41 protein-coding genes and 3 pseudogenes are annotated in these 26,888 nt (G+C 50.1%); 37 read left to right on the top strand and 7 right to left on the bottom strand.

Going from position 1 to position 26,888, the window contains the following annotated elements; all coding sequences use genetic code 11:
• Positions 1-39: 39 nt before the first annotated feature.
• The 5 genes and pseudogenes from ACD630_RS19735 to nudE form a co-directional block, all read right to left on the bottom strand.
• Positions 40-192: a hypothetical protein gene (locus ACD630_RS19735; RefSeq protein ID WP_430360377.1), complete on the bottom strand. Its 153-nt coding sequence runs from the start codon at positions 190-192 to the stop codon at positions 40-42.
• 32 nt (positions 193-224) lie between these two features.
• A pseudogene (locus tag ACD630_RS19730) lies at positions 225-437 on the bottom strand (transposase); the annotation flags it as partial.
• Entirely contained in the window at positions 391-939 is a 549-nt protein-coding gene (locus tag ACD630_RS19725) for an IS630 transposase-related protein (RefSeq protein ID WP_430360376.1), read from the bottom strand. The gene ACD630_RS19725 and the pseudogene ACD630_RS19730, both read right to left, overlap by 47 nt.
• Positions 940-967: 28 nt before the next feature.
• Positions 968-1,942, bottom strand: a complete 975-nt coding sequence (locus ACD630_RS19720) for a hypothetical protein (RefSeq protein ID WP_430360375.1) — start codon at positions 1,940-1,942, stop codon at positions 968-970.
• 42 nt (positions 1,943-1,984) lie between these two features.
• Positions 1,985-2,557 (bottom strand): ADP compounds hydrolase NudE, encoded by a 573-nt coding sequence (nudE, locus tag ACD630_RS19715; RefSeq protein WP_430360374.1) that lies wholly within the window; start codon positions 2,555-2,557, stop codon positions 1,985-1,987.
• Between the two features lie 440 nt (positions 2,558-2,997).
• On the opposite strand from nudE, the gene ACD630_RS19710 reads away from it, so the two are divergent.
• From ACD630_RS19710 to ACD630_RS19700, 3 genes are read left to right on the top strand one after another with little or no spacing between them, the layout of a single operon-like run.
• Positions 2,998-5,148: an IgaA/UmoB family intracellular growth attenuator gene (locus tag ACD630_RS19710; RefSeq protein ID WP_430360373.1), complete on the top strand. Its 2,151-nt coding sequence runs from the start codon at positions 2,998-3,000 to the stop codon at positions 5,146-5,148.
• 55 nt (positions 5,149-5,203) lie between these two features.
• On the top strand, positions 5,204-5,965 hold the full coding sequence (locus tag ACD630_RS19705) for a group II intron maturase-specific domain-containing protein (RefSeq protein WP_430360372.1): 762 nt from the start codon (positions 5,204-5,206) through the stop codon (positions 5,963-5,965).
• A 42-nt stretch (positions 5,966-6,007) separates the two neighbouring features.
• On the top strand, positions 6,008-7,324 hold the full coding sequence (locus tag ACD630_RS19700) for a transposase (RefSeq protein WP_430360371.1): 1,317 nt from the start codon (positions 6,008-6,010) through the stop codon (positions 7,322-7,324).
• A 98-nt stretch (positions 7,325-7,422) separates the two neighbouring features.
• On the opposite strand, the gene kup is transcribed toward ACD630_RS19700, so the two are convergent.
• Positions 7,423-9,291 carry a low affinity potassium transporter Kup gene (gene kup / locus ACD630_RS19695; protein WP_430360370.1) on the bottom strand — a complete coding sequence of 623 codons (1,869 nt, stop codon included), beginning with the start codon at positions 9,289-9,291 and terminating at the stop codon, positions 7,423-7,425.
• Positions 9,292-9,700: 409 nt separating this feature from the next.
• Between kup and ACD630_RS19690 the strand changes: the two genes are divergently transcribed.
• From ACD630_RS19690 to ACD630_RS19675, 4 genes are all read left to right on the top strand, one after another.
• A complete protein-coding gene (locus ACD630_RS19690; protein WP_430360369.1) occupies positions 9,701-10,252 on the top strand; it encodes a hypothetical protein in 552 nt (183 codons plus the stop codon).
• A gap of 81 nt (positions 10,253-10,333) precedes the next feature.
• Positions 10,334-10,774 (top strand): hypothetical protein, encoded by a 441-nt coding sequence (locus ACD630_RS19685; RefSeq protein ID WP_430360368.1) that lies wholly within the window; start codon positions 10,334-10,336, stop codon positions 10,772-10,774.
• 105 nt (positions 10,775-10,879) lie between these two features.
• Entirely contained in the window at positions 10,880-11,110 is a 231-nt protein-coding gene (locus tag ACD630_RS19680; protein WP_430360367.1) for a hypothetical protein, read from the top strand.
• A gap of 102 nt (positions 11,111-11,212) precedes the next feature.
• The gene (locus tag ACD630_RS19675) at positions 11,213-11,683 is read left to right on the top strand and encodes an IS630 family transposase (RefSeq protein ID WP_430361203.1); all 471 of its coding nucleotides are present in this window, start codon (positions 11,213-11,215) and stop codon (positions 11,681-11,683) included.
• Positions 11,684-11,705: 22 nt separating this feature from the next.
• On the opposite strand, the pseudogene ACD630_RS19670 reads toward ACD630_RS19675, so the two are convergent.
• Positions 11,706-12,041 (bottom strand): annotated as a pseudogene (locus ACD630_RS19670) (transposase); the annotation flags it as partial.
• Between the two features lie 97 nt (positions 12,042-12,138).
• Between ACD630_RS19670 and ACD630_RS19665 the strand changes: the two are divergent.
• The 30 genes and pseudogenes from ACD630_RS19665 to ACD630_RS19520 form a co-directional block, all read left to right on the top strand.
• Positions 12,139-12,405 (top strand): annotated as a pseudogene (locus ACD630_RS19665) (ferritin-like domain-containing protein); the annotation flags it as partial.
• 254 nt (positions 12,406-12,659) lie between these two features.
• Entirely contained in the window at positions 12,660-12,971 is a 312-nt protein-coding gene (rpsJ, locus tag ACD630_RS19660) for a 30S ribosomal protein S10 (RefSeq protein WP_140554275.1), read from the top strand.
• A gap of 32 nt (positions 12,972-13,003) precedes the next feature.
• The gene (gene rplC / locus ACD630_RS19655; protein WP_195316355.1) at positions 13,004-13,633 is read left to right on the top strand and encodes a 50S ribosomal protein L3; all 630 of its coding nucleotides are present in this window, start codon (positions 13,004-13,006) and stop codon (positions 13,631-13,633) included.
• Between the two features lie 10 nt (positions 13,634-13,643).
• Positions 13,644-14,249, top strand: a complete 606-nt coding sequence (rplD, locus tag ACD630_RS19650; protein WP_222158736.1) for a 50S ribosomal protein L4 — start codon at positions 13,644-13,646, stop codon at positions 14,247-14,249.
• Positions 14,246-14,548: a 50S ribosomal protein L23 gene (gene rplW / locus ACD630_RS19645; protein WP_195316357.1), complete on the top strand. Its 303-nt coding sequence runs from the start codon at positions 14,246-14,248 to the stop codon at positions 14,546-14,548. The genes rplD and rplW overlap by 4 nt, the downstream gene beginning before the upstream one ends.
• 29 nt (positions 14,549-14,577) lie before the next feature.
• A complete protein-coding gene (gene rplB, locus ACD630_RS19640) occupies positions 14,578-15,399 on the top strand; it encodes a 50S ribosomal protein L2 (RefSeq protein WP_430360366.1) in 822 nt (273 codons plus the stop codon).
• Between the two features lie 16 nt (positions 15,400-15,415).
• Positions 15,416-15,694 carry a 30S ribosomal protein S19 gene (gene rpsS, locus ACD630_RS19635; RefSeq protein WP_161133058.1) on the top strand — a complete coding sequence of 93 codons (279 nt, stop codon included), beginning with the start codon at positions 15,416-15,418 and terminating at the stop codon, positions 15,692-15,694.
• 14 nt (positions 15,695-15,708) lie between these two features.
• Entirely contained in the window at positions 15,709-16,041 is a 333-nt protein-coding gene (gene rplV, locus ACD630_RS19630) for a 50S ribosomal protein L22 (RefSeq protein ID WP_196908040.1), read from the top strand.
• 17 nt (positions 16,042-16,058) lie between these two features.
• A complete protein-coding gene (gene rpsC / locus ACD630_RS19625; RefSeq protein WP_005970274.1) occupies positions 16,059-16,760 on the top strand; it encodes a 30S ribosomal protein S3 in 702 nt (233 codons plus the stop codon).
• 12 nt (positions 16,761-16,772) lie between these two features.
• Positions 16,773-17,183 carry a 50S ribosomal protein L16 gene (rplP, locus tag ACD630_RS19620; protein WP_430360365.1) on the top strand — a complete coding sequence of 137 codons (411 nt, stop codon included), beginning with the start codon at positions 16,773-16,775 and terminating at the stop codon, positions 17,181-17,183.
• Positions 17,183-17,374 (top strand): 50S ribosomal protein L29, encoded by a 192-nt coding sequence (gene rpmC, locus ACD630_RS19615; RefSeq protein ID WP_024107517.1) that lies wholly within the window; start codon positions 17,183-17,185, stop codon positions 17,372-17,374. Before rplP ends, rpmC begins: the two co-directional genes overlap by 1 nt.
• Positions 17,374-17,628 carry a 30S ribosomal protein S17 gene (gene rpsQ / locus ACD630_RS19610; RefSeq protein ID WP_430360364.1) on the top strand — a complete coding sequence of 85 codons (255 nt, stop codon included), beginning with the start codon at positions 17,374-17,376 and terminating at the stop codon, positions 17,626-17,628. Before rpmC ends, rpsQ begins: the two co-directional genes overlap by 1 nt.
• A 164-nt stretch (positions 17,629-17,792) precedes the next feature.
• Positions 17,793-18,164, top strand: a complete 372-nt coding sequence (gene rplN / locus ACD630_RS19605; protein ID WP_023479426.1) for a 50S ribosomal protein L14 — start codon at positions 17,793-17,795, stop codon at positions 18,162-18,164.
• Positions 18,165-18,174: 10 nt separating this feature from the next.
• Positions 18,175-18,489, top strand: a complete 315-nt coding sequence (rplX, locus tag ACD630_RS19600) for a 50S ribosomal protein L24 (RefSeq protein ID WP_430360363.1) — start codon at positions 18,175-18,177, stop codon at positions 18,487-18,489.
• Between the two features lie 14 nt (positions 18,490-18,503).
• A complete protein-coding gene (gene rplE / locus ACD630_RS19595; protein ID WP_222158732.1) occupies positions 18,504-19,043 on the top strand; it encodes a 50S ribosomal protein L5 in 540 nt (179 codons plus the stop codon).
• Positions 19,044-19,056: 13 nt separating this feature from the next.
• Entirely contained in the window at positions 19,057-19,362 is a 306-nt protein-coding gene (gene rpsN / locus ACD630_RS19590) for a 30S ribosomal protein S14 (RefSeq protein WP_196908036.1), read from the top strand.
• Positions 19,363-19,395: 33 nt separating this feature from the next.
• The gene (rpsH, locus tag ACD630_RS19585) at positions 19,396-19,788 is read left to right on the top strand and encodes a 30S ribosomal protein S8 (protein ID WP_222158730.1); all 393 of its coding nucleotides are present in this window, start codon (positions 19,396-19,398) and stop codon (positions 19,786-19,788) included.
• A gap of 12 nt (positions 19,789-19,800) precedes the next feature.
• Positions 19,801-20,334: a 50S ribosomal protein L6 gene (rplF, locus tag ACD630_RS19580; protein ID WP_430360362.1), complete on the top strand. Its 534-nt coding sequence runs from the start codon at positions 19,801-19,803 to the stop codon at positions 20,332-20,334.
• A gap of 9 nt (positions 20,335-20,343) precedes the next feature.
• Positions 20,344-20,697, top strand: coding sequence for a 50S ribosomal protein L18 (gene rplR / locus ACD630_RS19575; protein WP_080884204.1), 354 nt, complete (start codon positions 20,344-20,346; stop codon positions 20,695-20,697).
• A gap of 14 nt (positions 20,698-20,711) precedes the next feature.
• Positions 20,712-21,212, top strand: a complete 501-nt coding sequence (gene rpsE / locus ACD630_RS19570; RefSeq protein WP_222158728.1) for a 30S ribosomal protein S5 — start codon at positions 20,712-20,714, stop codon at positions 21,210-21,212.
• A 6-nt stretch (positions 21,213-21,218) separates the two neighbouring features.
• The gene (gene rpmD / locus ACD630_RS19565) at positions 21,219-21,398 is read left to right on the top strand and encodes a 50S ribosomal protein L30 (protein WP_038016616.1); all 180 of its coding nucleotides are present in this window, start codon (positions 21,219-21,221) and stop codon (positions 21,396-21,398) included.
• Positions 21,399-21,401: 3 nt separating this feature from the next.
• A complete protein-coding gene (gene rplO / locus ACD630_RS19560; RefSeq protein WP_430360361.1) occupies positions 21,402-21,836 on the top strand; it encodes a 50S ribosomal protein L15 in 435 nt (144 codons plus the stop codon).
• A gap of 7 nt (positions 21,837-21,843) precedes the next feature.
• A complete protein-coding gene (secY, locus tag ACD630_RS19555) occupies positions 21,844-23,175 on the top strand; it encodes a preprotein translocase subunit SecY (RefSeq protein WP_430360360.1) in 1,332 nt (443 codons plus the stop codon).
• 32 nt (positions 23,176-23,207) lie between these two features.
• Complete coding sequence (gene rpmJ / locus ACD630_RS19550) at positions 23,208-23,324, top strand: 50S ribosomal protein L36 (protein WP_002227352.1); 117 nt, start codon at positions 23,208-23,210, stop codon at positions 23,322-23,324.
• A 146-nt stretch (positions 23,325-23,470) separates the two neighbouring features.
• Positions 23,471-23,827 (top strand): 30S ribosomal protein S13, encoded by a 357-nt coding sequence (gene rpsM / locus ACD630_RS19545; RefSeq protein WP_222158725.1) that lies wholly within the window; start codon positions 23,471-23,473, stop codon positions 23,825-23,827.
• Between the two features lie 16 nt (positions 23,828-23,843).
• On the top strand, positions 23,844-24,233 hold the full coding sequence (rpsK, locus tag ACD630_RS19540; protein WP_002919257.1) for a 30S ribosomal protein S11: 390 nt from the start codon (positions 23,844-23,846) through the stop codon (positions 24,231-24,233).
• Between the two features lie 30 nt (positions 24,234-24,263).
• Positions 24,264-24,884 carry a 30S ribosomal protein S4 gene (rpsD, locus tag ACD630_RS19535; RefSeq protein WP_195316370.1) on the top strand — a complete coding sequence of 207 codons (621 nt, stop codon included), beginning with the start codon at positions 24,264-24,266 and terminating at the stop codon, positions 24,882-24,884.
• Positions 24,885-24,909: 25 nt separating this feature from the next.
• Positions 24,910-25,899: a DNA-directed RNA polymerase subunit alpha gene (locus ACD630_RS19530; RefSeq protein ID WP_430360359.1), complete on the top strand. Its 990-nt coding sequence runs from the start codon at positions 24,910-24,912 to the stop codon at positions 25,897-25,899.
• 40 nt (positions 25,900-25,939) lie between these two features.
• Entirely contained in the window at positions 25,940-26,332 is a 393-nt protein-coding gene (gene rplQ / locus ACD630_RS19525; RefSeq protein ID WP_430360358.1) for a 50S ribosomal protein L17, read from the top strand.
• Between the two features lie 133 nt (positions 26,333-26,465).
• A complete protein-coding gene (locus ACD630_RS19520; protein ID WP_430360357.1) occupies positions 26,466-26,852 on the top strand; it encodes a DUF1992 domain-containing protein in 387 nt (128 codons plus the stop codon).
• The last annotated feature ends 36 nt before the right edge of the window (positions 26,853-26,888 follow it).

Here is a 26,888-nt window from a genome sequence, read left to right as displayed (position 1 = left end):
CGAGCACCTTCCCGTCATTCCCGCGCAGGCGGGAATCGCTTACAAACCAAACGGATTATTTCTGCAAGCGTTCCCCGGCCTAGGCCCATAGGTATAGCCAAGCGACTTAATTTTGATTACACCATATGGACTGAGAACAAAATATCTGTATCGCAACCACTCTCTCTTTTTTTGCTTTTTGCTTGTGCCCATTTATGCTCAATGGGGTTAAGATCTGGCGAATATGTAGGCAAATACTCCACCATATACCCTGCATCGATGATGACTTGTTGAATATTATGTTTTTTGTGAAAAGTTGCATTGTCCATCACGATTACCCTGTTTTTAGGGAGTACTGGGATAAAGACTTGTGTGACCCAGGAATAGAAAACATCGCTGTTAATATTGATATCAAATAATCCGATAGCAAACAGCGTTGTGCCTAATAAAGCGCCGATAACATTTGTTCTTCCCTTGGCTCCCCCCTTCTTCAGGCCAAAACACCGTTGACCTTATTGGGGAATAGCCGTGAGTCCGTGGGGTATCGTGTGGAAAACCACTTTCATCAATAAAAACAATAGGTTTACCTTCTTTTTCATACTGTTGTATTTTTTGTTGAAATGCTTGCCGGGCGCTTTCGTCGGCTTTCGGATGACGTAGCGTTTTTTTATAGGTCAATCCCAGCTTTTTAAGAGCTTGCCAAATGGCCTTCTGACAAACGCCAAAACGCTCTGCACGTTCTTTTTGGTAAGCATCTGGATATTGTTCAACATCTTTTATCAACTCGGATTTATCGCTCTTTCGCTGACGCGTGGTCGATGCTTTTGACGCTATTTGATTAATCCAACGCGATACAGAGGCAGGGCCAATCCGAAATTGCTTCGCTGTTTCTCGGATACTCAACCCTTCTTCTTCCCGTGTAGATATCACTTTACGTCTAAAATCAATTGAATAGCTCATTTAAATAATGTAATCAAAATTAAGTCGTTTATCTATACCAGCGAGCGACTTCCGCGCTGGTGATCTCGTTGCTAACGTTTGTGAGCAGTGTCCAGCGTCCGATAAATTTACCGTGAGTATCGGTAAGGCGAACCACAACTAATCTGAGTGTCAGAGCTACGCCTGGCTGAACTTTCACTTGCCGTCCGGTGCTCTTGTCTTTCCGCTTCGGTTTTGCTGTTCGCGTTATAATCACGGATGTTTCCCCGATCTCCATATTGGCTTTTTGCCCTTTCCAGCCAACCTGTCCGTTTGCGATAAATGGCAGATCGTCTGCAATTTCACCAATTTTACGGGTGTCACCGCCCCACTCGGCCCGATGCCCTTCCTTTCCCCGGATAAGCCAACATATTCCCTGGGAGCTTAATGTGCGCATATGCCCGATAGAGTCACCTTCACGGTCAATGAGATGAACTAACTTCTTCCCGGTATCAAGAGACTCAACGCGGGCGATATCAGCCGTCAAAGCATCCATATGAGTCAGACTCTCAGACAAGCCCTCGGTTAGCGTTGAACGACAACCCGCCCTATCGGTTAGAGTTTGAGACAGGGGCGCTATTGGTAAACCATTTGCAGCATCAAGCAGTAGGCTGGTTTGTAGTTCATAACCGACGTCGCCACCATGCGTCATTTTCAAACGTTCTTCTTTCCCATTGTGGGTACGAAACTGTAAATGAGACCAGTCGTGAACGACGGGAGCGTATGGATGCGGGCTAAGTGCAACCTGCCGGAGAGCCAGCGAAATAATCGGTTCATTGAGCTGACTGAAGCTAATACGTTCATTATTAAAAAAACGCCAAACGGCCTGAGTAGTGGCGAATGTTGTTTTCTGCGCGCAGGCAAGGTCTTTAACGGCTGACGCCAATGGTGCTGGGGGAGTCATGTGTTGGTTAACCAGACGCTGATAACGCCGGTTAAGGCGGGCATCAATCCCGCCGATGGATAAGTTGAGATCATGCAGCAACGTAATAGCAGATATTGCAAAAGATGTGTAGATACCTATGGCCTAGGCCGGGGACGATGAAGGTGTCTGTCCTGCCAACCACTCGCGCGTTAAAAACAGCGCACTGACGTTACGCGCTTCGCGAAAATCCGGCTTCTGCAACAGGCCCAGCAAATTATCCAATGGCCAGCGCACTGGAATCAGCGGCTCAGGCTCATCCCCTTCTCGCGTCTGCGGATAAAGGTCACGCGCAACCACGATATTCATGCGGCTGGATAAATAGGAAGGCGCCAACGTCAGCGTCGCCAGCAGCGACATCTGGTGTGCGCCGAATCCCGCTTCTTCCATCAATTCACGATTCGCCGCTTCAAAAACGGTTTCCCCCGGATCGATGAGCCCTTTGGGGAACCCCAATTCATACTGCTCGATACCGACGGCGTATTCGCGCACCAGCACCAGTTGATTGTCGATAATCGGCACAATCATCACCGCTTCTCGCCCCGAAGGGCGCATCCGTTCATACACGCGGCGCACGCCGTTGCTGAACTCAAGATCAACCGATTCCACGTTAAACAGGCGCGAGCGAGCTACCGTCTCCACGTTCAGAATTTTCGGTTTTTTCAGATTGTTATCCATAAATATATTCGCCCTACGAGGCATTCCTGCGACAACAAAAAACTGATGTCCGTCAAAAAAAGGCGAGGAATCGGCACCTCTTTTTCCGTAACGGGAACGCCGCAGAATGCAAAAAAAACGTTAATTTTCTTTTTTGATATTGCTCACATTGTGCGTTAACAGGCCATCTTACCGCAACTCTGAAAAGACTCAATTTACGTAATCGCAACAAATAACAAACATTACGGCTTTTCCCCGAAAAAAATAAAACTCAACACATCACAATAAATTCAGATTTTCCCCATGTTTTTTTCTGATTTTCTCTTGGTAAGATCGAAGAAATATAGGAAAAATTTATTGCGTTAATGAGTGATTCAAGCTGATTAACAATGACATACGGATTATCACTCTCGGGATAAGTTTGCTAGTATCCGAATTATCAGCGTTGGAATGAGGATGGCATGAGCACAATAGTTGTTCTTTTATCTCTATTGTTTGCCTGTCTTATCGTCATCAGAAGTTACACTGGATACCGTATGCGTCGCCATTTGCCTTTTACAAAACCGTCCTTCGCCGTCATGCACGTGCGAGAACACACATTAACGCACGATGAGCGTGCCACCATCGAGCGCTATTTGACACTCGCCAATCTGCAACTGTCAGCGCCCAGCACGTTGCCAGTGTTACAGCGTACTCGCCAAGATCCGCGCGTCTATGTGCTCACCCACAGCATTACGCGTTATGGCCTCACTACCAACACGGCGAACAAATGGCGTTATTTTATTGATACACAAGAGATACACCTGCCTGCTGACTGGGAACAGTACATCACCGAGAACAACCATATTGAGCTGATTAACACCCGCTCAATTCCGCTGGTCGTTGCGCTCAACGGACATTCCTTGAGTGAATGCGTTGAGCACAGCGATCAGAACATTTTACCGCCGCCGGTAATACCTGAACGTAATGCCTCGATTCGAGAAGAGGGGAATGAACGCGCCGAGCTGGTTGCCGTTCGCAAGGAAACACGAGAAGAATACGCCGTACATCACGCCTCGGGCATTCGGGAATCGCTTTTGATTTCATTGGCTTTTCTGCTGTTGTTTATCAGCCTGATGACGCCGTTGGCGGTGATGCCCTGGCTTGCCGCTGCCGCCGTGCTGCTGGCGACATGGAGCTGCTGGCAGCTGTTTCGCGCCCCCTCCGAGCGTGAACTGCAAGAGGTACATTGCCTGAATGGCACGCCACAGTGCCTCGGCCTGTTTGGCGAATCGAACCAGGAGCAGATTGGCAATATTTCGCTGGGCAATATCGATCTTATCTATCCCCCCCATTGGCAGCCTTATATCGCCTACGATCTGGCGCAGAAAACCCAAGTCGACATCTATCTGAATCGTCAGGTCGTTCGCCAAGGCGAATTTCTCTCGCTCCACGAGGAAGTCAGCCGTTTCCCCCTTCAGCGCTTTGGAAAAAACCTGATTCTCTCTGCGGGTGCGCTACTGCACCTTATCTTGCTGCTCAGCTTCTTGCCGTTGGAATTACCGCTCAACCTGAGCATGAGCTGGCTGCACGGCGCACAGAATATCAAAGTGGTACAGGTTGACGAATTGCAAAACGCCCACCTAAAAATCGGCGATAAGTTGGATATTCAAAGCACTGGCATGTGCGATGTGCCTGCGGGCAACCGCTATCCGAGTAACGTAAAGCCCTCTGCTTTTACCCCGTTTGATTGCTCTGCCATCTACTGGAACAAGGCCGGGTCGTTACCGCTACCTAAGTCGGACGTAATCGAAAAAGCGTCGGCGCTACTATCCGTGGTGAACGCACAGTTGCATCCCGTGACCAACGATGAAGGTAAAGTTAGCACGCAGCTCACGTCCGCCATTCAGAAATCAGGTATGGTGCTGCTCAACAATTTCTCTGATATCGTGCTGAAAACTCAGGATCTGTGTACTCGTGAAGAGGATTGCACGCGGCTGAAAAATGCGCTGGTCAATCTGGGCAATGTGAAAACCTGGGATGCCTTGGTCAGACGCGCAAAATCAGGATCGCTTAAGGGGATGAACGTTTTGCTGCGTTCCGTTAATGCTGAATCGCTGGAATCGTTGGTGGTCAGCGCCACGGAGTCTTTTTTCTACCAAGAGATTAACGCGGCCACCGACTCGCTGAACAGCCCGCCACACAGCGGCTTTCTTATCCGCAGCGACGAAGGCCGCCAACTCGTAAACTACCCGCTGCCGCCCAAGCCGTTTAATGAATATCATGCAACAGAGCAATGGCAAGAGTTGCAACGGCTTTCCGCCATGCTGCTGCACACGCCCTTTGGCGCCAAAGGGTTTATCACGCAACTCTCCACCGATGCCAACGGAATGCAGCACATCAATTTACGCAGCGATCCTGACGCCATCACGCTGTGGCGCTATTTCGGCACTGGGTTATTGATGCTGGTGCTCTCGGTAGTACTGGTTGCCAATCTGGCGCTGATGCTGGTAAAAATGCGCGAAAGTCAGCAGCGCGAACGCGATATCAAACAGTACTACGATGCGTGCTTTTCAACCCGACTCGCCACACCTATCTTGATGGAAGGCCGCGCCTACCGGATGAATGATTAGGCGCGTCTAAACACGACCCGTTGCTGACGACCGCAGAGAGCATGCTACCGACACCGTGCGACGCGGTGTTTTTCTGCACGATGCCCCCACCGCCGCTACCGGAGTAGATATGGTGGAGTATTTGCCTACATATTGGCCAGATCTTAACCCAATTGAGCTAAATGGGCACAAGCAAAAAGCAAAAAAAAGAGAGTGGTTGCGATACAGAGATTTTGTTCTCAGTCCATATGGTGTAATCAAAATTAAGTCGCTTGGCTATATCTACGTCAGAAGCGAAAGAGCCGGTAAATGTGTGAAGGAAAGCATCACCCACTGGCTGGAGAAGAGACTGAAACTGAAGGTTAATGAGCGGAAAAGAGCGGTGTCGCCACCGTGCGAACGTAAGTTCCTGGGTTACAGCATCAGCTCCGGCAAAGGGAGAGCGTGGATCCTCATTGCCCCGGAGTCGATAAGACGGGCTAAATCCCGTCTGAGAGAGATAACCGGGCGCAGCAAAGGCCGCAGTCTGGAACAGGTTATCGGCAAACTCAGGGTATATCTGACGGGATGGCGGAACTACTACAGTCTGAACGAGTTACCGTCACTGACGCGCAACCTGCTGGGGTGGGTAAGAAGGAGGTTGCGCAGTCTGCTGTGGAAAGAGTGGAAGAAAGGGCGGACTCGTTATAGCGAGCTCAGGGTTAGAGGGGTCGGTAAGGACCTTGCAGCCCAGACAGTGGGCAGCTGTCACAAGCAATGGCGGATCAGTCTGTCACCAGCGCTGTGCATAGCCCTACCAAATAGACTGTTCAGAGAAATGGGCCTGCCGGATATATAAGGCATAGGTATCTACACATCTTTTGCAATATCTGCTATTACGTTGCTGCATGATCTCAACTTATCCATCGGCGGGATTGATGCCCGCCTTAACCGGCGTTATCAGCGTCTGCTTAAGCAACATATGACTCCCGCAGCACCATTGGCATCAGCCGTTAAAGACCTTGCCTGCGCGCAGAAAACAACATTCGCCACTACTCAGGCCGTTTGGCGTTTTTTTAATAATGAACGTATTAGCTTCAGTCAGCTCAATGAACCGATTATTTCGCTGGCTCTCCGGCAGGTTGCACTTAGCCCGCATCCATACGCTCCCGTCGTTCACGACTGGTCTCATTTACAGTTTCGTACCCACAATGGGAAAGAAGAACGTTTGAAAATGACGCATGCTGGCGACGTCGGTTATGAACTACAAACCAGCCTACTGGTTGATGCTGCAAATGGTTTACCAATAGCGCCCCTGTCTCAAACTCTAACCGATAGGGCGGGTTGTCGTTCAACGCTAACCGAGGGCTTGTCTGAGAGTCTGACTCATATGGATGCTTTGACGGCTGATATCACCCGCGTTGAGTCTCTTGATACCGGAAAGAAGTTAGTTCATCTCATTGACCGTGAAGGTGACTCTATCGGGCATATGCGCACATTAAGCTCCCAGGGAATATGTTGGCTTATCCGGGGAAAGGAAGGGCATCGGGCCGAGTGGGGCGGTGACACCCGTAAAATTGGTGAAATTGCAGACGATCTGCCATTTATCGCAAACGGACAGGTTGGCTGGAAAGGGAAAAAAGCCAATATGGAGATCGGGGAAACATCCGTGATCATAACGCGAACAGCAAAAGCGAAGCGGAAAGACAAGAACACCGGACGGCGAGTGAAAGTTCAGCCAGGCGTAGCTCTGACACTCAGATTAGTTGTGGTTCGCCTTACCGATACTTACGGTAAATTTATCGGACGCTGGACGCTGCTCACAAACGTTAGCAACGAGATCACCAGCGCGGAAGTCGCTCGCTGGTATTACTGGCGCTGGGGTATTGAATCCTTTTTTAAGCTGCTGAAAGGTGCCGGTCATGATGTAGAAAAATGGCTTCAGCGCAGTGCTGGTGCACTGCTACGCAGGTTATTGATAGCTAGCATGGCATGTGTGCTGGTATGGCGGCTGCAACGCGCTGAAGGAGACGACAATGTGGCAGCCCGTCAGTTAATTTGCCGATTATCCGGACGACAACAAAAACGAGGGCGTAAAGAAAGCGCCCCAGCGCTGCTTGCCGGACTATCCATCCTGCTAAATACCTTGACGTTATTAGCAGACTATACCCCGGAAGAACTTGCCCACTTAGCTATGGTGGTTTTTAACCCTTTATGATGTGTAGATACCTATGGCCCTGAAGGAAGGGGAAACCTTAAAATCGAACGGTAAATAATCACCAAAAATGACGCCCTCTATTTCGAGGACGTCATACACTAAATCTCTACCTGAATCCCCAGCTCTATCAGCCTGTTTGGCGGTATATCAAACTGATCGGCCGCCCGCAACGCATTGCGATTCAGCATCATAAACACCTTGCCGCACACGCGCAGATACCAGTGCCGTTTGCCCATGGTTAGCGACTCATTAGACATGAAAAACGATGTTTCCATCATTTGGCAAGCTAATCCCTCCTGCCAACAGCGGTGAAACACCTCTTCCACGTTGGGCGTTTCTCGCCAACCGTAGTTGGCAATCACACGCCAAAAGGTCGGGGAAAGCTGTTCAACCGTAACGCGCTGCACATTATGCACATAGGGAACCGCTTCTGTGCGCATGGTCAGCAGCACCACCCTTTCGTGCAATACTTTGTTGTGTTTGAGATTATGCAGTAATGCAAACGGGATGACGTGCGTCGCGCGCGACAGATAGACTGCCGTACCCGGCACCCGTACCGGCTGGTTTTTCTCGAGTGAGGCAATCATCGCATCCAGTGAATTACCATGCTCATGCAAACGACGCAGTAAACGGAAACGCTCGCTCTTCCAGGTCGTCATAGTGGTAAACATGATCAATCCCAGCGCCAGCGGCAACCAGCCGCCGGAAAGGATTTTAACCACGTTGGCAAGAAACAGTGGGATATCAATCAACAACATCGCCACCAGCAATAGCCACACCAGATAGCGATGCCAGTGCCAGTTTTTTACCGCCACGGTCGCGGAAAGAATGCTGGTCAGTACCATGGTTCCGGTCACCGCGATACCGTAAGCTGCCGCTAAATTGCCAGAATGCTCGAAGCTGACGATGACAATCACCACCGCCGTATACAGCAGCCAGTTTATCGCCGGAATATAAATCTGCCCGGATTCCATGTCTGACGTATGCACAATACGCATTGGCGGCAAATACCCCAGACGTACTGCCTGACGCGTCAGCGAGAATACGCCGGAGATAACGGCCTGAGAAGCGATGATAGTCGCCAGCGTTGCCAGGATCAGCAGCGGAATCAACGCCCAGTCGGGAGCCAGTAAAAAGAAGGGATTTTTGATGGCTTCCGGATTACGCAGCAGCAACGCCCCCTGACCAAAATAGTTGAGCACCAACGACGGCAATACCACGGTAAACCACGCCAAGCGAATAGGGAATTTACCAAAGTGCCCCATATCTGCATACAGCGCCTCCACCCCGGTGATCGCCAGTACCACAGCCCCCAGCGCGAAGAAAGAGATAAACTTGTATTCCATAAAGAAACGCACGGCGTAAACCGGGTTCAATGCCTGAAACACCTGCGGCGTTTCCATCACGCTGCGCACTCCTAGCACCGCCAGCGTCAAAAACCAAATCAGCATCACCGGCGCAAACAGCTTACCCACGCTACTGGTGCCGTGTTTCTGAATGGCAAACAGCAAGGTCAGCACAATCACCGACAGCGGCACGATGTAGCTGTCCAACTCGGGGGCAGCAATCTCAATCCCTTCCATTGCTGAAAGCACCGACATCGCCGGGGTGATCACCACTTCGCCATAAAAAAACCCTCCGCCAATCAGCCCCATGATCACCACGATGGATGTCATGCGATCGCTGGTGTGGCGTCCTGCCAGTGACATCAGGGTCAAAATACCCCCTTCTCCGGCATTGTCGGCTCGCATCACATAGGAGAGATACTTGATCGACACCACCAGTACCAGCAGCCAGAAAATCAGCGAGAGGAAGCCAAATACTGAATGCTGCTCGACGCCAAACCCAAACTGTCCGGAAAGGCATTCCCTTAATGTATAAAGTGGGCTGGTGCCGATATCCCCGTACACCACGCCAATAGCTGCCAAGGTAATGGCAGGAAGCGATTGCTTATGCTCTGAGCTCATAGCGCCTATCTTCTGTTGTTTTCACTTTGCGACTTCCGCTGTTTTCACGGCGTAGAGAGCAACGCGTTTTTCGTAGACTTAGCCCGAAAGCGCACAGTATGCATATATTCATGCAAAAAACCATCCCTTCACGCTGTATCGAAACATCCAGAAATAAACTGGTTTATTGATTAACATAGCCAAAGATGGCAATAATCGATGCAGATACGATTAAAAAAAATCTGTGATCTGCCGTATATTATTGCATCATCGTTGATGACTTTATCGCTTGCCACCCTGTTTTGCGACATCAGAGTAAAAACGGATCTCTTATGCTTCAATCACCCTCTTTGGCCGATCGTATAACACGCCTCAGCCAAGCCCTTGAACCATAGGTATCTACACATCTTTTGCAATATCTGCTATTACGTTGCTGCATGATCTCAACTTATCCATCGGCGGGATTGATGCCCGCCTTAACCGGCGTTATCAGCGTCTGGTTAAGCAACACATGACTCCCGCAGCACCATTGGTGTCAGCCGTTAAAGACCTTGCCTGCGCGCAGAAAACAACATTCGCCACTACTCAGGCCGTTTGGCGTTTTTTTAATAATGAACGTATTAGCTTCAGTCAGCTCAATGAACCGATTATTTCGCTGGCTCTCCGGCAGGTTGCACTTAGCCCGCATCCATACGCTCCCGTCGTTCACGACTGGTCTCATTTACAGTTTCGTACCCACAATGGGAAAGAAGAACGTTTGAAAATGACGCATGGTGGCGACGTCGGTTATGAACTACAAACCCGCCTACTGCTTGATGCTGCAAATGGTTTACCAATAGCGCCCCTGTCTCAAATTCTAACCGATAGGGCGGGTTGTCGTTCAACGCTAACCGAGGGCTTGTCTGAGAGTCTGACTCATATGGATGCTTTGACGGCTGATATCGCCCGCGTTGAGTCTCTTGATACCGGGAAGAAGTTATAGCAAAGCGACATTATTTTGATAACAATTAGCTGTATTTTTTGCCACATATCAGGGCATTGGCTGTAATCATTTTTAAGTCGTTTGGCTATAGTTCATCTCATTGACCGTGAAGGTGACTCTATCGGGCATATGCGCACATTAAGCTCCCAGGGAATATGTTGGCTTATCCGGGGAAAGGAAGGGCATCAGGCCGAGTGGGGCGGTGACACCCGTAAAATTGGTGAAATTGCAGACGATCTGCCATTTATCGCAAACGGACAGGTTGGCTGGAAAGGGAAAAAAGCCAATATGGAGATCGGGGAAACATCCGTGATCATAACGCGAACAGCAAAACCGAAGCGGAAAGACAAGAACACCGGACGGCGAGTGAAAGTTCAGCCAGGCGTAGCTCTGACACTCAGATTAGTTGTGGTTCGCCTTACCGATACTTACGGTAAATTTATCGGACGCTGGACGCTGCTCACAAACGTTAGCAACGAGATCACCAGCGCGGAAGTCGCTCGCTGGTATTACTGGCGCTAGGGTATTGAATCCTTTTTTAAGCTGCTGAAAGGTGCCGGTCATGATGTAGAAAAATGGCTTCAGCGCAGTGCTGGTGCACTGCTACGCAGGTTATTGATAGCTAGCATGGCATGTGTGCTGGTATGGCGGCTGCAACGCGCTGAAGGAGACGACAATGTGGCAGCCCGTCAGTTAATTTGCCGATTATCCGGACGACAACAAAAACGAGGGCGTAAAGAAAGCGCCCCAGCGCTGCTTGCCGGACTATCCATCCTGCTAAATACCTTGACGTTATTAGCAGACTATACCCCGGAAGAACTTGCCCACTTAGCTATGGTGGTTTTTAACCCTTTATGATGTGTAGATACCTATGCTCTTAAAAGGCTGGGATTGACCTATAAAAAAACGCTACGTCATCCGAAAGCCGACGAAAGCGCCCGGTAAGCATTTCAACAAAAAATACAACAGTATGAAAAAGAAGTCAAATCTATTGTTTTTATTGATGAAAGTGGTTTTCCACACGATACCCCACGGACTCACGGCTATTCCCCAAAAGGTCAACGGTGTTTTGGGCTGAAGAACTGGGGAGCCAAGGGAAGAACAAATGTTATCGGCGCTTTATTAGGCACAACGCTGTTTGCTATCGGATTATTTGATATCAATATTAACAGCGATGTTTTCTATTCCTGGGTCACACAAGTCCTTATCCCAGTACTCCCTAAAAACAGGGTAATCGTGATGGACAATGCAACTTTTCACGAAAAACATAATATTCAACAAGTCATCATCGATACAGGGTATATGGTGGAGTATTTGCCTACATATTCGCCAGATCTTAACTCAATTGAGCATAAATGGGCACAAGCAAAAAGCAAAAAAAGAGAGAGTGGTTGCGATACAGAGATTTTGTTCTCAGTCCATATGGTGTAATCAAAATTAAGTCGCTTGGCTATAGCAACTCTTTGACGCTTTTTGCACGTTTCAGATAAGGCGGCAACAACGCGCTGTTGAAGCATATTCCGTTGCCGCTGCGATCCCTGACCTTAGGCACTTTAATTTCAACATCCCCAATACCCGTCTGTATGGTTCGTTGTGGCAAATAGCCGTTACGAACGACAGCATGACGCCCATCGTCAAGGAGGCGTTCAGCATGTTGTTGCAGCATGGCTTCGAGCTCAACCTCAACGGCGGCAGCTATCAGTTGCCTGGCACCATTACGAATGAGTTCATGCAAGGGATCACCGGCAATATCTGGTTCTGCGGAGACCTGTAGGGTAGACTTTTTCATGGGGTATCATCTCTCTGTTGTTGAAATCATCCACGAAATCAATCAGCAGGATACGCCCCCCTCCCCGAAACCCCGTACACCAGAAATGAGCATAACTCTGCAAGATCTCGGAAAACTCAATATTGGCGAAGATGTTGAAGAGATACTGCGTTCTGACCTGAAACTGGAGTTGGATGGCGCCAAGGATTTGCGCGAAGGGATCGCGTATATGGATTCGGTGCGCGATTATGTCAGCCGCGATTTGCTGATTGAAATCTTGGCCGATGAAGAAGGACACATCGACTGGATTGAGACGGAACTTGACCTGATAGCGCGCCTCGGGTTGCCTAATTATCTGCAAGCGCAGCTAAAAAAAGAGGCATGATTCTGTAAAACGCGGTTGCTTCCTGAACAGATTTACGTATAATGCGCGGGCCCGTATGAATTAAGTCGGGCCTGTTACGTTAAACGTACTGCATGTATATGCAGTACGTTTACGAACAGAGACGCCATGCAATAGGCATGGGTCAACAATGCTCCCGATTTGGGAGTTATGGCCGAACGATTACACTCCCCATCAATCGAAATGGGTTTGAGGAGTAATCATTTACGTTTATAAATAATTGGAGCTCTGGTCTCATGCAGAACCAAAGAATCCGTATCCGCCTGAAAGCGTTTGATCATCGCCTGATCGATCAAGCAACCGCGGAAATCGTTGAGACGGCCAAGCGCACTGGTGCGCAAGTACGTGGTCCGATCCCGCTGCCGACCCGCAAAGAGCGCTTTACCGTTCTGATCTCCCCGCACGTCAACAAAGACGCGCGCGATCAGTACGAAATTCGCACTCACAAGCGTCTGGTTGACATCGTTGAGCCAACCGAGAAAACCGTTGATGCTCTGATGCGTCTGGACCTGGCTGCCGGTGTAGACGTGCAGATCAGCCTGGGTTAATCAGGTCATCAAGCGATTGAGAGGTTGATACAATGATTGGTTTAGTCGGTAAAAAAGTGGGCATGACCCGCATCTTCACTGAAGACGGCGTTTCTATCCCTGTAACCGTTATCGAAATTGAAGCAAACCGCGTTACTCAGGTTAAAGACTTGGCTAATGATGGCTACCAGGCTGTACAGGTAACTACCGGTGCTAAAAAAGCAAACCGTGTTACCAAGCCGGAAGCAGGTCATTTTGCTAAAGCGGGTGTTGAAGCTGGCCGCGTCCTGCGTGAATTCCGTCTGTCTGAAGGCGAAGAGTTCACCGTAGGCCAAAGCATCAGCGTTGAAATTTTCGCTGACGTGAAAAAAGTTGACGTTACTGGTACGTCCAAAGGTAAAGGTTTCGCGGGTACTGTTAAACGCTGGAACTTCCGTACTCAGGATGCTACCCACGGTAACTCCTTGTCTCACCGCGTTCCGGGTTCTATCGGTCAGAACCAGACTCCGGGCAAAGTGTTCAAAGGCAAGAAAATGGCTGGTCAGCTGGGCAACGAGCGTGTAACCGTTCAGAGTCTGGACGTAGTACGCGTTGACGCTGAGCGCAACCTGCTGCTGGTGAAAGGTGCTGTCCCGGGTGCAACCGGTAGCGACCTGATCGTTAAACCGGCTGTGAAGGCGTAAGGGGATAGCAATGGAATTAGTATTGAAAGACGCGCAAAGCGCGCTGACTGTTTCCGAAACTACCTTCGGTCGTGATTTCAACGAAGCGCTGGTACACCAGGTTGTTGTTGCTTATGCAGCTGGTGCCCGTCAAGGGACTCGTGCTCAGAAGACCCGTGCTGAAGTAACTGGTTCCGGTAAAAAACCGTGGCGTCAGAAAGGTACTGGCCGGGCGCGTTCAGGTTCTATCAAGAGCCCGATCTGGCGTTCCGGTGGTGTGACCTTTGCTGCCAAGCCTCAGGACCACAGTCAAAAAGTAAACAAAAAGATGTACCGCGGCGCGCTGAAAAGCATTCTGTCCGAGCTGGTACGTCAGGATCGTTTGATCGTTGTCGAGCAGTTCTCTGTTGAAGCACCGAAAACCAAGCTGCTGGCACAGAAACTGAAAGACTTGGCGCTGGACGACGTGCTGATCATCACCGGTGAACTTGATGAAAATCTGTTCTTGGCTGCACGCAACCTGTACAAGGTTGACGTACGTGATGTAGCAGGTATCGATCCGGTTAGCCTGATCGCCTTCGACAAAGTCGTAATGACGGCTGACGCTGTTAAGCAAGTTGAGGAGATGCTGGCATGATCCGTGAAGAACGTCTGCTTAAGGTGTTGACTGCACCTCACGTTTCTGAAAAAGCGTCTACTGCGATGGAAAAACACAACACCATCGTGCTCAAAGTTGCTAAAGACGCGACCAAAGCAGAAATCAAAGCTGCTGTGCAGAAACTGTTTGAAGTCGAAGTCAATGAAGTTCGTACCCTGCTGGTTAAAGGGAAAACGAAACGTCATGGACAGCGTATCGGTCGTCGTAGCGACTGGAAAAAAGCTTACGTCACCCTGAAAGAAGGCCAGAATCTGGACTTCATCGGCGGCGCAGAGTAAGTCGGAGGAGTTCGGAGGAGTAAAGAACAATGGCAATTGTTAAATGTAAACCGACATGTCCGGGTCGTCGCCACGTTGTTAAAGTGGTTAACCCTGAGCTGCACAAGGGCAAACCTTATGCTCCGTTGCTGGAAAAAAACAGCAAATCCGGTGGCCGTAACAACAATGGCCGCATCACTACCCGTCATATCGGTGGTGGCCACAAACAGCAATACCGTATTGTTGACTTCAAGCGTAACAAAGATGGTATCCCTGCTGTTGTAGAACGTTTGGAATATGATCCTAACCGTTCCGCCAACATCGCTCTGGTTCTGTACAAAGACGGCGAACGCCGTTACATCCTGGCGCCGAAAGGCCTGAAAGCCGGTGATCAGATCCAGTCTGGCGTTGATGCTGCTATCAAAGCTGGCAACACGTTGCCGATGCGCAATATTCCGGTCGGTTCCACCGTTCACAACGTGGAAATGAAGCCGGGTAAAGGCGGTCAGCTGGCGCGTTCTGCTGGTGCTTACGTGCAGATCGTTGCACGTGACGGCGCGTACGTGACCCTGCGTCTGCGTTCTGGCGAAATGCGTAAAGTCGAATCTGACTGCCGCGCTACGCTGGGCGAAGTAGGTAACGCTGAGCATATGCTGCGCGTTCTGGGTAAAGCTGGTGCTGCACGCTGGCGTGGTGTTCGTCCTACCGTTCGCGGTACGGCAATGAACCCAGTCGACCACCCGCACGGTGGTGGTGAAGGTCGTAACTTTGGTAAGCACCCGGTTTCACCGTGGGGCATTCAGACCAAAGGTAAGAAGACTCGCAGCAACAAGCGTACTGATAAATTCATCGTACGTCGCCGTACTAAATAATATTAGAGGATAAACCATGCCACGTTCTCTCAAGAAAGGTCCTTTTATTGACCTGCACTTGCTGAAGAAGGTAGAGAAAGCGGTGGAAAGCGGTGACAAGAAGCCTCTGCGCACTTGGTCCCGTCGTTCAACGATCTTTCCAACTATGATCGGTTTGACCATCGCTGTCCATAATGGTCGTCAGCACGTTCCAGTGTTTGTTTCCGATGAAATGGTCGGTCACAAACTGGGTGAATTCGCGCCGACTCGTACTTATCGCGGCCACGCGGCTGATAAAAAAGCCAAGAAAAAATAAAGTAGGAGGAAGAGATGGAAACTATAGCTAAACATCTTCATGCTCGTTCTTCTGCTCAAAAGGTTCGCCTGGTGGCTGACCTGATTCGCGGTAAGAAAGTGTCGCAAGCTCTGGAAATTCTGACCTACACCAACAAGAAAGCTGCTGGTCTGGTTAAAAAAGTACTGGAGTCTGCCATTGCCAACGCAGAGCACAACGATGGCGCTGACATTGATGATCTGAAAGTTGCGAAAATCTTCGTAGACGAAGGCCCAAGCATGAAGCGCATTATGCCTCGTGCTAAAGGTCGTGCGGATCGCATCCTGAAGCGTACCAGCCACATTTCTGTGGTTGTGTCCGATCGCTGAGACTCTGGAGACTAGCAATGGGTCAGAAAGTACATCCTAATGGTATTCGCCTGGGTATTGTCAAACCTTGGAACTCTACTTGGTATGCGAATACCAAAGAATTCGCTGACAACCTGGACAGCGATTTTAAAGTTCGTAAATACCTGACGAAAGAACTGGAGAAAGCCTCCGTCTCTCGTATCGTTATCGAACGTCCGGCCAAGAGCATCCGTGTAACCATTCACACCGCTCGTCCGGGCATCGTTATCGGTAAAAAAGGTGAAGATGTTGAAAAACTGCGCAAAGTCGTAGCGGATATCGCTGGCGTCCCTGCACAGATCAATATCGCGGAAGTTCGCAAGCCGGAACTGGACGCGAAACTGGTTGCTGACAGCATCACTTCTCAGCTGGAACGTCGTGTGATGTTCCGCCGTGCGATGAAGCGTGCCGTTCAGAACGCCATGCGTCTGGGTGCCAAGGGCATTAAAGTTGAAGTCAGTGGCCGCCTAGGTGGTGCTGAAATCGCACGTACCGAATGGTACCGCGAAGGTCGCGTTCCGTTGCACACGCTGCGTGCGGATATCGACTACAACACGTCCGAAGCACACACCACTTACGGTGTTATCGGTGTGAAAGTGTGGATCTTCAAAGGTGAGATCCTGGGTGGTATGGCTGCCGTTGAACAACCGGAAAAACCGGCTGCTCAACCTAAAAAGCAGCAGCGTAAAGGCCGCAAGTAAGGAGAGTCGCTGATGTTACAACCAAAGCGTACAAAATTCCGTAAGATGCACAAAGGCCGTAACCGCGGTCTGGCTGCCGGTACGGATGTCAGCTTCGGTACTTTCGGTCTGAAAGCTGTTGGTCGTGGTCGCCTGACCGCTCGCCAAATCGAAGCTGCACGTCGTGCCATGACCCGTGCTGTTAAGCGTCAAGGTAAAATTTGGATCCGAGTATTCCCGGACAAACCAATTACCGAGAAACCGCTTGAAGTACGTATGGGTAAAGGTAAAGGTAACGTGGAATATTGGGTTGCCTTGATTCAGCCAGGTAAAGTCCTGTACGAAATGGACGGTGTGCAGGAAGAATTAGCCCGTGAGGCATTCCAACTGGCAGCAGCGAAACTGCCGATCAAAACCACCTTTGTAACTAAGACGGTGATGTAATGAAAGCAAATGAGCTGCGTGAAAAGAGCGTTGAAGAGCTGAACACCGAGCTGCTCGAACTGCTGCGCGAGCAATTTAACTTGCGTATGCAAGCGGCCAGTGGTCAGTTGCAACAGACTCACCTGGTAAAACAAGTGCGTCGCAATATTGCACGTGTTAAGACTTTACTGACTCAGAAGGCGGGTGCGTAATGAGCGATAATATCCGTACTCTGCAAGGTCGTGTTGTGAGCGACAAAATGGAGAAATCCATGGTTGTTGCAATCGAACGTTTTGTGAAACACCCGCTGTATGGGAAATTCATCAAACGTACGACCAAACTGCACGTACATGATGAGAACAACGAATGCGGTATCGGTGACGTGGTTGAAATCAGCGAATGCCGTCCGCTGTCCAAAACTAAGTCTTGGACGTTGGTTCGCGTTGTAGAGAAAGCGATTCTGTAATACAGTATTGCTCTTCTTGAAAACGATAAACGGCTCTGCAAAGGGCCGTTTATTTTTCTACCCTTGGTCGAAAAGCGGTGTTACAATACTGCGCCCTCGATTCTGGGGTATTAATGACCCGTAAGGGTTTGAAAAGTAGTAGTTGACATTAGCGGAGCACTAAAATGATCCAAGAACAGACTATGCTGAACGTGGCCGATAACTCCGGTGCACGTCGCGTAATGTGTATCAAGGTTCTAGGTGGCTCGCACCGTCGCTACGCAGGCGTCGGCGATATCATCAAAATTACCATCAAGGAAGCAATTCCTCGCGGTAAGGTGAAGAAAGGCGATGTTCTGAAGGCGGTTGTGGTGCGCACCAAGAAGGGTGTTCGTCGCCCGGACGGTTCTGTCATTCGCTTCGATGGCAATGCATGCGTTATTCTGAACAATAACAGTGAGCAGCCTATCGGTACGCGTATTTTTGGGCCGGTAACTCGTGAACTGCGTTCTGAAAAGTTCATGAAAATTATCTCTCTGGCACCAGAAGTACTCTAAGGAGCGAACCATGGCAGCGAAAATCCGTCGTGATGACGAAGTTATCGTGCTGACCGGCAAAGATAAAGGTAAGCGCGGTAAAGTTAAGAATGTTCTGTCTTCCAGCAAGATCGTTGTTGAAGGTATCAACCTAGTTAAGAAACATCAGAAGCCGGTTCCGGCCCTGAACCAACCGGGTGGCATCGTTGAAAAAGAAGCTGCAATCCAGCTTTCCAACGTTGCACTGTTCAATGCGGCAGCTGGCAAGGCTGACCGTGTAGGCTTTAGATTCGAAGACGGCAAAAAAGTCCGTTTCTTTAAATCTACTAGCGAAACTATCAAGTAATTTGGAGTAGTACGATGGCGAAACTGCATGATTACTACAAAGACGAAGTGGTTAGCAAACTGATGACTCAGTTTAGCTACAATTCTGTCATGCAAGTCCCTCGGGTCGAGAAGATCACCCTGAATATGGGTGTTGGTGAAGCGATCGCTGACAAGAAGCTGCTGGATAACGCCGCAGCCGATCTGGCAGCTATCTCCGGTCAAAAACCGCTGATCACCAAAGCACGCAAATCTGTTGCAGGCTTCAAAATCCGCCAGGGCTATCCGATCGGCTGTAAAGTAACTCTGCGTGGCGAACGCATGTGGGAGTTCCTTGAGCGCCTGATTTCCATTGCTGTACCGCGTATTCGTGACTTCCGCGGTCTGTCTGCCAAGTCCTTCGATGGCCGTGGCAACTACAGCATGGGCGTGCGTGAGCAGATCATCTTCCCGGAAATTGACTATGACAAAGTCGATCGCGTTCGTGGTTTGGACATTACCATTACCACCACTGCGAAATCCGATGATGAAGGCCGCGCGCTGCTGGCCGCCTTTAACTTCCCGTTCCGCAAGTAAGGTAGGGTTACTAATGGCTAAGCAATCCATGAAAGCACGCGAAGTCAAACGCGTGAAATTGGCTAATAAATTCTTTGCTAAGCGCACTGAATTGAAAGCTATCATCTCCAATGTGAACTCATCCGACGAAGATCGTTGGGATGCTGTTCTCAAGCTGCAGACTCTGCCGCGTGATTCCAGCCCGTCCCGTCAGCGTAACCGCTGCCGCCAGACAGGTCGTCCGCACGCTTTCCTGCGGAAGTTCGGGTTGAGCCGTATCAAGGTCCGTGAAGCCGCCATGCGCGGTGAAATTCCGGGTCTGAAAAAGGCTAGCTGGTAATTGTCACCAATTGAATCACGGGAGTAAAGACAGATGAGCATGCAAGATCCGATCGCGGACATGCTGACCCGTATACGCAACGGTCAGGCCGCGAACAAAGTTGCGATCACCATGCCTTCCTCCAAGCTGAAAGTGGCAATTGCCAAAGTGCTTAAGGAAGAAGGTTATATTCAAGATTACAAAATCGAAGGCGACACCAAGCCTGAACTGGAAATTTCTCTGAAATACTTCCAAGGCAAGGCAGTGGTAGAAAGCATTCAGCGTATCAGCCGTCCAAGTCTGCGCATCTATAAGAAAAAAGATGAGCTGCCGAAAGTTATGGCTGGTTTAGGAATCGCGGTTGTTTCTACCTCTAAAGGTGTTATGACTGATCGTGCAGCGCGCCAGGCTGGTCTTGGTGGCGAGATTATCTGCTACGTAGCTTAATCGGAGGAAAGAATGTCTCGTGTTGCAAAAGCACCCGTCGTCATTCCTGCCGGCGTAGAGGTAAAACTTAACGGTCAGGTTATTTCGATCAAGGGTAAAAACGGCGAGCTGACTCGTACCATCAACGATGCTGTTGAAGTTACTGTGGCTGACAACGCTCTGACTTTCGCACCGCGCGAAGGTTTTTCAGACGGTTGGGCACAGGCAGGCACCGCGCGTGCACTGCTGAACGCAGTCGTTATCGGTGTTACCGAAGGCTTCACCAAGAAGCTTCAACTGGTTGGCGTAGGTTACCGTGCCGCAGTTAAAGGCAATGTCGTGAATTTGTCTCTGGGGTATTCACACCCGATTGACCACGCGCTGCCGGCTGGTATCACAGCTGAATGCCCGACTCAAACTGAAATCGTACTGAAAGGTGCTGATAAGCAGGTTATCGGTCAGGTTGCAGCTGATCTGCGCGCTTACCGTCGTCCTGAGCCTTACAAAGGCAAGGGTGTCCGTTACGCCGACGAAGTCGTGCGTATCAAAGAGGCTAAGAAGAAGTAAGGTAACACTATGGATAAGAAATCAGCTCGTATCCGTCGTGCAACCCGCGCACGTCGCAAACTCCAGGAATTGGGAGCGACTCGCTTGGTGGTACATCGTACCCCTCGCCATATTTATGCGCAGGTTATCGCACCGAACGGTTCTGAAATCTTGGTAGCCGCTTCTACTGTAGAAAAAGCTATCGCAGAACAACTGAAGTACACTGGCAACAAAGATGCCGCTGCTGCTGTAGGTAAAGCAGTCGCTGAGCGCGCATTGGAAAAAGGCATTAAAGATGTGTCCTTTGACCGTTCAGGGTTCCAATATCATGGTCGCGTCCAGGCACTGGCAGATGCTGCTCGTGAAGCTGGCCTTCAGTTCTAAGGTAGAGGTGTAAGATGGCACACATCGAAAAACAAGCTGGCGAACTGCAGGAAAAGCTGATCGCGGTAAATCGCGTATCTAAAACCGTTAAAGGTGGTCGTATTTTCAGCTTCACCGCACTGACTGTAGTGGGTGATGGCAACGGTCGCGTTGGTTTTGGTTACGGGAAAGCGCGTGAAGTTCCGGCAGCAATCCAGAAAGCGATGGAAAAAGCCCGTCGCAACATGTTGAATGTCGCGCTGAATGGCGGCACCCTGCAGCACCCGGTTAAAGGTGCTCACACTGGGTCTCGCGTATTCATGCAGCCGGCTTCCGAAGGTACCGGTATCATCGCCGGCGGTGCAATGCGCGCCGTTCTGGAAGTTGCTGGGGTTCATAACGTATTGGCTAAAGCCTATGGTTCCACCAACCCGATTAACGTGGTTCGTGCAACTATCGATGGCTTGGCTAATATGAATTCCCCGGAAATGGTTGCTGCCAAGCGTGGCAAATCCGTTGACGACATTCTGGGATAATTGACCATGGCTAAGACTATTAAAATTACTCAAACCCGTAGTGCAATCGGTCGTCTGCCGAAACATAAGGCAACGCTGCTTGGCTTGGGTCTGCGTCGTATTGGTCATACCGTTGAGCGTGAAGATACGCCTGCTGTACGCGGTATGGTCAACGCGGTTTACTACATGGTTAAAGTGGAGGAGTAACAGATGCGTTTGAATACTCTGTCTCCGGCCGAAGGCGCGAAGCACGCGCCGAAGCGTTTAGGGCGTGGTATCGGTTCTGGCCTCGGTAAAACCGGCGGTCGTGGTCACAAAGGTCAGAAGTCTCGTTCTGGCGGTGGCGTACGTCGTGGGTTCGAAGGTGGTCAGATGCCGTTGTATCGTCGTCTGCCGAAATTCGGCTTTACCTCTCGCAAAGCGATGCTCACAGCGGAAATCCGTCTGTCCGATCTGGCTCGCGTAGATGGCGACGTCGTTGACCTGAACACGCTGAAGGCTGCTAACGTTATCGGCGTTCAGATCGAGTTCGCGAAAGTGATCCTGTCTGGTGAAGTTTCCCGTCCGCTAACGATTCGTGGTCTGCGTGTGACCAAAGGCGCGCGTGCTGCTATCGAAGCTGCTGGCGGTAAAATTGAGGAATAAGTAGCAGATGGCTAAGCAACCAGGATTAGATTTTCAAAGTGCTAAGGGTGGCGTTGGCGAGCTGAAACACAGACTGCTGTTTGTAATCGGCGCGCTTATCGTTTTCCGTATCGGCTCTTTTATTCCGATCCCTGGTATTGATGCCACTGTGCTTGCCAAATTGCTCGAACAACAGCGTGGCACCATCATTGAAATGTTCAACATGTTCTCTGGTGGTGCTCTCAGCCGTGCTTCTATCTTTGCGCTGGGTATTATGCCGTACATTTCGGCCTCCATTATTATCCAGCTGCTGACGGTGGTTCACCCCACGTTGGCGGAAATCAAGAAAGAAGGGGAGGCTGGCCGTCGCAAGATTAGCCAGTACACCCGTTACGGTACGTTAGTACTGGCCATATTCCAGTCAATCGGTATTGCTACCGGTTTACCGAATATGCCAGGAATGCAGGGCCTAGTGATTAATCCGGGCTTTGCATTTTACTTTACGGCTGTTGTAAGTCTGGTGACCGGGACCATGTTCCTGATGTGGCTGGGCGAACAGATTACTGAGCGCGGTATCGGTAACGGTATCTCTATCTTGATCTTTGCGGGTATCGTTGCGGGCTTACCGCCGGCAATTGCCCACACTATCGAGCAAGCTCGGCAAGGCGACCTGCACTTCCTCGTGCTGCTGTTGGTTGCAGTTTTAGTGTTTGCAGTAACCTTCTTCGTTGTTTTCATTGAGCGTGGCCAGCGTCGTATCGTCGTTAACTACGCAAAGCGTCAGCAAGGTCGTCGGGTTTATGCAGCACAGAGTACGCACTTACCGCTGAAAGTGAACATGGCAGGGGTTATCCCGGCAATTTTCGCCTCCAGCATCATCCTGTTCCCTGCGACGATTGCATCGTGGTTTGGGGGCGGTACCGGTTGGAACTGGCTGACAACTATTTCGATGTATTTGCAGCCCGGACAACCGCTTTATGTGCTACTCTATGCGACTGCAATCATCTTCTTCTGTTTCTTCTACACGGCGTTGGTTTTCAACCCGCGCGAAACAGCAGATAACCTGAAGAAGTCCGGTGCATTCATGCCAGGAATTCGTCCGGGAGAGCAAACGGCGAAATACATCGATAAGGTGATGACCCGCCTGACTCTGGTCGGCGCAATGTACATTACCTTTATCTGCCTGATCCCGGAGTTCATGCGTGATGCGATGAAGGTCCCCTTCTATTTTGGGGGTACATCCCTGTTGATCGTCGTCGTGGTTATCATGGACTTTATGGCTCAAGTGCAAACTCTGATGATGTCAAGTCAGTATGAGTCTGCATTGAAGAAAGCAAATCTGAAAGGCTATAACCGCTAATTGGGTTGCTTGAGAAGTTACGGAGAGTAAAAATGAAAGTTCGTGCTTCCGTCAAGAAATTATGTCGTAACTGCAAAATCGTTAAGCGTAACGGTGTCGTTCGTGTGATTTGCAGCGCCGAGCCGAAGCATAAACAGCGCCAAGGCTGATTATCTCGCATATTTTTCTTGCAAAGTTGGATTGAGCTGGCTAGATTAGCCAGCCAATCTTTTGTATGTCTGTGCGTTTCCATTTGAGTATCCTGAAAACGGGCTTTTCAGCATGGAGCGTACATATTGAATAATAGGAGTGCATAGTGGCCCGTATAGCAGGCATTAACATTCCTGATCAGAAACATGCCGTGATCGCGTTAACCTCGATCTATGGCGTCGGTAAGACTCGTTCCAAGGCCATTTGTGCGGCGGCGGGTATTGCTGAAGATGTTAAGATCAGTGAGCTGTCTGAAGAGCAAATCGAAACGCTGCGTGTAGAAGTTGCCAAATTCGTTGTCGAAGGTGATCTGCGCCGTGAAATCAGTATGAGCATCAAGCGCCTGATGGACCTTGGTTGCTATCGCGGTTTGCGTCATCGTCGTGGTCTGCCAGTGCGCGGTCAGCGTACTAAGACCAACGCACGTACCCGTAAGGGTCCGCGCAAACCGATCAAGAAATAATCGGGGTGATTGAATAATGGCAAAAGCACCTATTCGTGCACGTAAGCGTGTAAGAAAACAAGTTTCTGACGGTGTGGCTCATATCCATGCTTCTTTTAACAACACCATCGTGACCATTACCGATCGTCAGGGTAACGCGCTGGGTTGGGCAACAGCCGGTGGTTCCGGTTTCCGTGGTTCTCGTAAATCTACGCCGTTCGCCGCTCAGGTAGCTGCTGAACGTTGCGCTGAAGCCGTGAAAGAATACGGTATCAAGAACTTGGAAGTTATGGTTAAGGGACCTGGTCCGGGTCGTGAGTCTACTATCCGCGCTCTGAACGCGGCTGGTTTCCGCATCACTAATATTACTGATGTGACTCCGATCCCCCATAACGGTTGTCGTCCGCCGAAAAAGCGTCGCGTATAACGCCGCTTTTAGGATAGTTGGAGAAAGAAAATGGCTAGATATTTGGGTCCTAAGCTCAAGCTGAGCCGTCGTGAAGGCACCGACCTGTTTCTTAAGTCCGGTGTTCGTGCGATCGATTCCAAGTGTAAGATCGAACAAGGCCCTGGTCAGCACGGTGCGCGTAAACCGCGTCTGTCTGATTATGGCGTGCAGTTGCGTGAGAAACAAAAAGTTCGCCGTATCTATGGTGTTCTGGAGCGTCAATTCCGTAACTACTATAAAGAAGCTGCTCGTCTGAAAGGCAACACAGGTGCAAACCTGCTGCAACTGCTGGAAGGACGTCTGGATAACGTGGTTTATCGTATGGGCTTCGGCGCCACTCGTGCAGAAGCGCGTCAGCTGGTAAGCCACAAAGCTGTTATGGTAAACGGTCGCGTTGTCAGCATCGCTTCTTATCAGGTATCACCGAATGATGTCGTCAGCATCCGTGAGAAAGCTAAAAAGCAATCTCGCGTGAAAGCAGCATTGGAGCTTGCTGAACAGCGTGAAAAGCCGACTTGGCTGGAAGTTGATGCTGCCAAGATGGAAGGTGTGTTCAAACGTATTCCTGAACGTACCGATCTGTCTGCGGACATTAATGAACACCTGATCGTCGAGCTTTACTCCAAGTAAAGCTTAGTACCAAAGAGAGGACACAATGCAGGGTTCTGTGACAGAGTTTCTAAAACCGCGCCTAGTCGATATCGAGCAAGTAAGTTCGACGCACGCCAAGGTGACCCTTGAGCCGTTAGAGCGTGGTTTCGGCCATACGCTTGGCAACGCACTGCGCCGTATTCTGCTTTCATCCATGCCAGGTTGCGCGGTGACCGAGGTTGAGATTGATGGTGTACTGCACGAGTACAGCACCAAAGAAGGCGTACAGGAAGATATCCTGGAAATCCTGCTCAACCTGAAAGGGCTGGCGGTGAAAGTTCAAGGTAAAGATGAAGTTATCCTTTCCCTGAATAAATCTGGCATTGGCCCTGTGACTGCAGCAGACATCACCCATGATGGTGATGTCGAAATCGTCAAGCCGCAGCACGTGATCTGCCATCTGACCGATGAAAACGCAGCTATCAGCATGCGTATCAAAGTTCAACGTGGTCGTGGTTATGTGCCGGCTTCTGCCCGTATTCATACGGAAGAAGATGAGCGCCCGATTGGCCGTTTGTTGGTCGATGCTTGCTACAGCCCGGTAGAGCGTATTGCCTACAATGTTGAAGCAGCTCGTGTTGAACAACGTACCGACTTGGACAAGCTGGTCATCGAAATGGAAACCAATGGCACGATCGATCCTGAAGAGGCGATCCGCCGTGCGGCAACCATTCTGGCTGAACAACTGGAAGCTTTTGTTGATTTACGTGATGTACATCAGCCAGAAGTGAAAGAAGAGAAACCAGAATTCGATCCGATCCTGCTGCGCCCTGTTGACGATCTGGAATTGACTGTCCGCTCTGCTAACTGCCTCAAGGCAGAAGCTATCCACTACATCGGTGATCTGGTACAGCGTACCGAGGTTGAATTGCTGAAAACGCCTAACTTGGGTAAAAAATCTCTTACCGAGATTAAAGATGTGCTCGCCTCACGTGGTCTTTCTCTGGGCATGCGCTTGGAAAACTGGCCGCCGGCAAGCATTACTGATGAATAATCCGGTCACAGGTTAAGGTTTTACTGAGAAGGATAAGGTCATGCGCCATCGTAAGAGTGGTCGTCAACTGAACCGTAACAGCAGCCATCGTCAGGCTATGTTCCGTAACATGGCTGGTTCTTTGGTTCGTCATGAGATCATCAAGACGACCCTGCCAAAAGCAAAAGAGCTGCGCCGTGTTGTTGAACCGCTGATTACTCTTGCCAAGACCGACAGCGTTGCTAATCGTCGTCTGGCATTCGCCCGTACTCGTGATAATGAGATCGTGGCAAAACTGTTTAATGAACTGGGCCCGCGTTTCGCGAGCCGTGCCGGTGGTTACACTCGCATTCTGAAGTGTGGCTTCCGTGCAGGCGACAACGCGCCGATGGCTTACATCGAGCTGGTTGATCGTTCAGCTGCACAAGCAGAAGAAACCACTGCTGCTGAGTAATCATCAACGGTGGGTTAAAAAAACCGGGGAAACCCGGTTTTTTTACGTCTATTGTTTAGCAAATGGCGGTTTTGTTAACGTATCACGTTTGCCAAGAGCACCGTTTGCTTGAGACGTTTTTGAAGGAGGGAACATGTGGTGGATTGATGCGATGTGCGAGCGTCATATCCAGACGGCACAGCAAGCGGGTGAGTTCGATAATCTTCCCGGTGCGGGAAAGCCCCTGCAACTTGACGATGATAGCGCTGTACCCGAAGATCTGCGCACGGGATACCGTTTACTGAAGAATGCGGGGTATCTGCCGCCGGAATTGGCATTGCGTAAAGATGCCCTGACGCTACGCGACCTGCTCGCCAATACGCTCCCTGAATCGGAAGCGCATGAAAACCTGTGTTGTCGGCTACACATGCTGGAACTTAACCTGCAACAGAAAGGGATGAGTACCGATTTTTTACACGGTGAATATGCCGATCGCTTGCACAGTACGTTTTCTGGTGAAAGAATAGCGCCCGAAAAATAGGCTAACGTGGCAAGCGTTGGCGCGTGGCGATAAATC

Origin of the sequence: Symbiopectobacterium sp. RP (assembly GCF_050472005.1) — a bacterium.
Classification (GTDB): domain Bacteria; phylum Pseudomonadota; class Gammaproteobacteria; order Enterobacterales; family Enterobacteriaceae; genus Symbiopectobacterium.
Note: the sequence above shows the minus strand (reverse complement) of the source record. Positions and strands in the feature narration are given on the sequence as shown.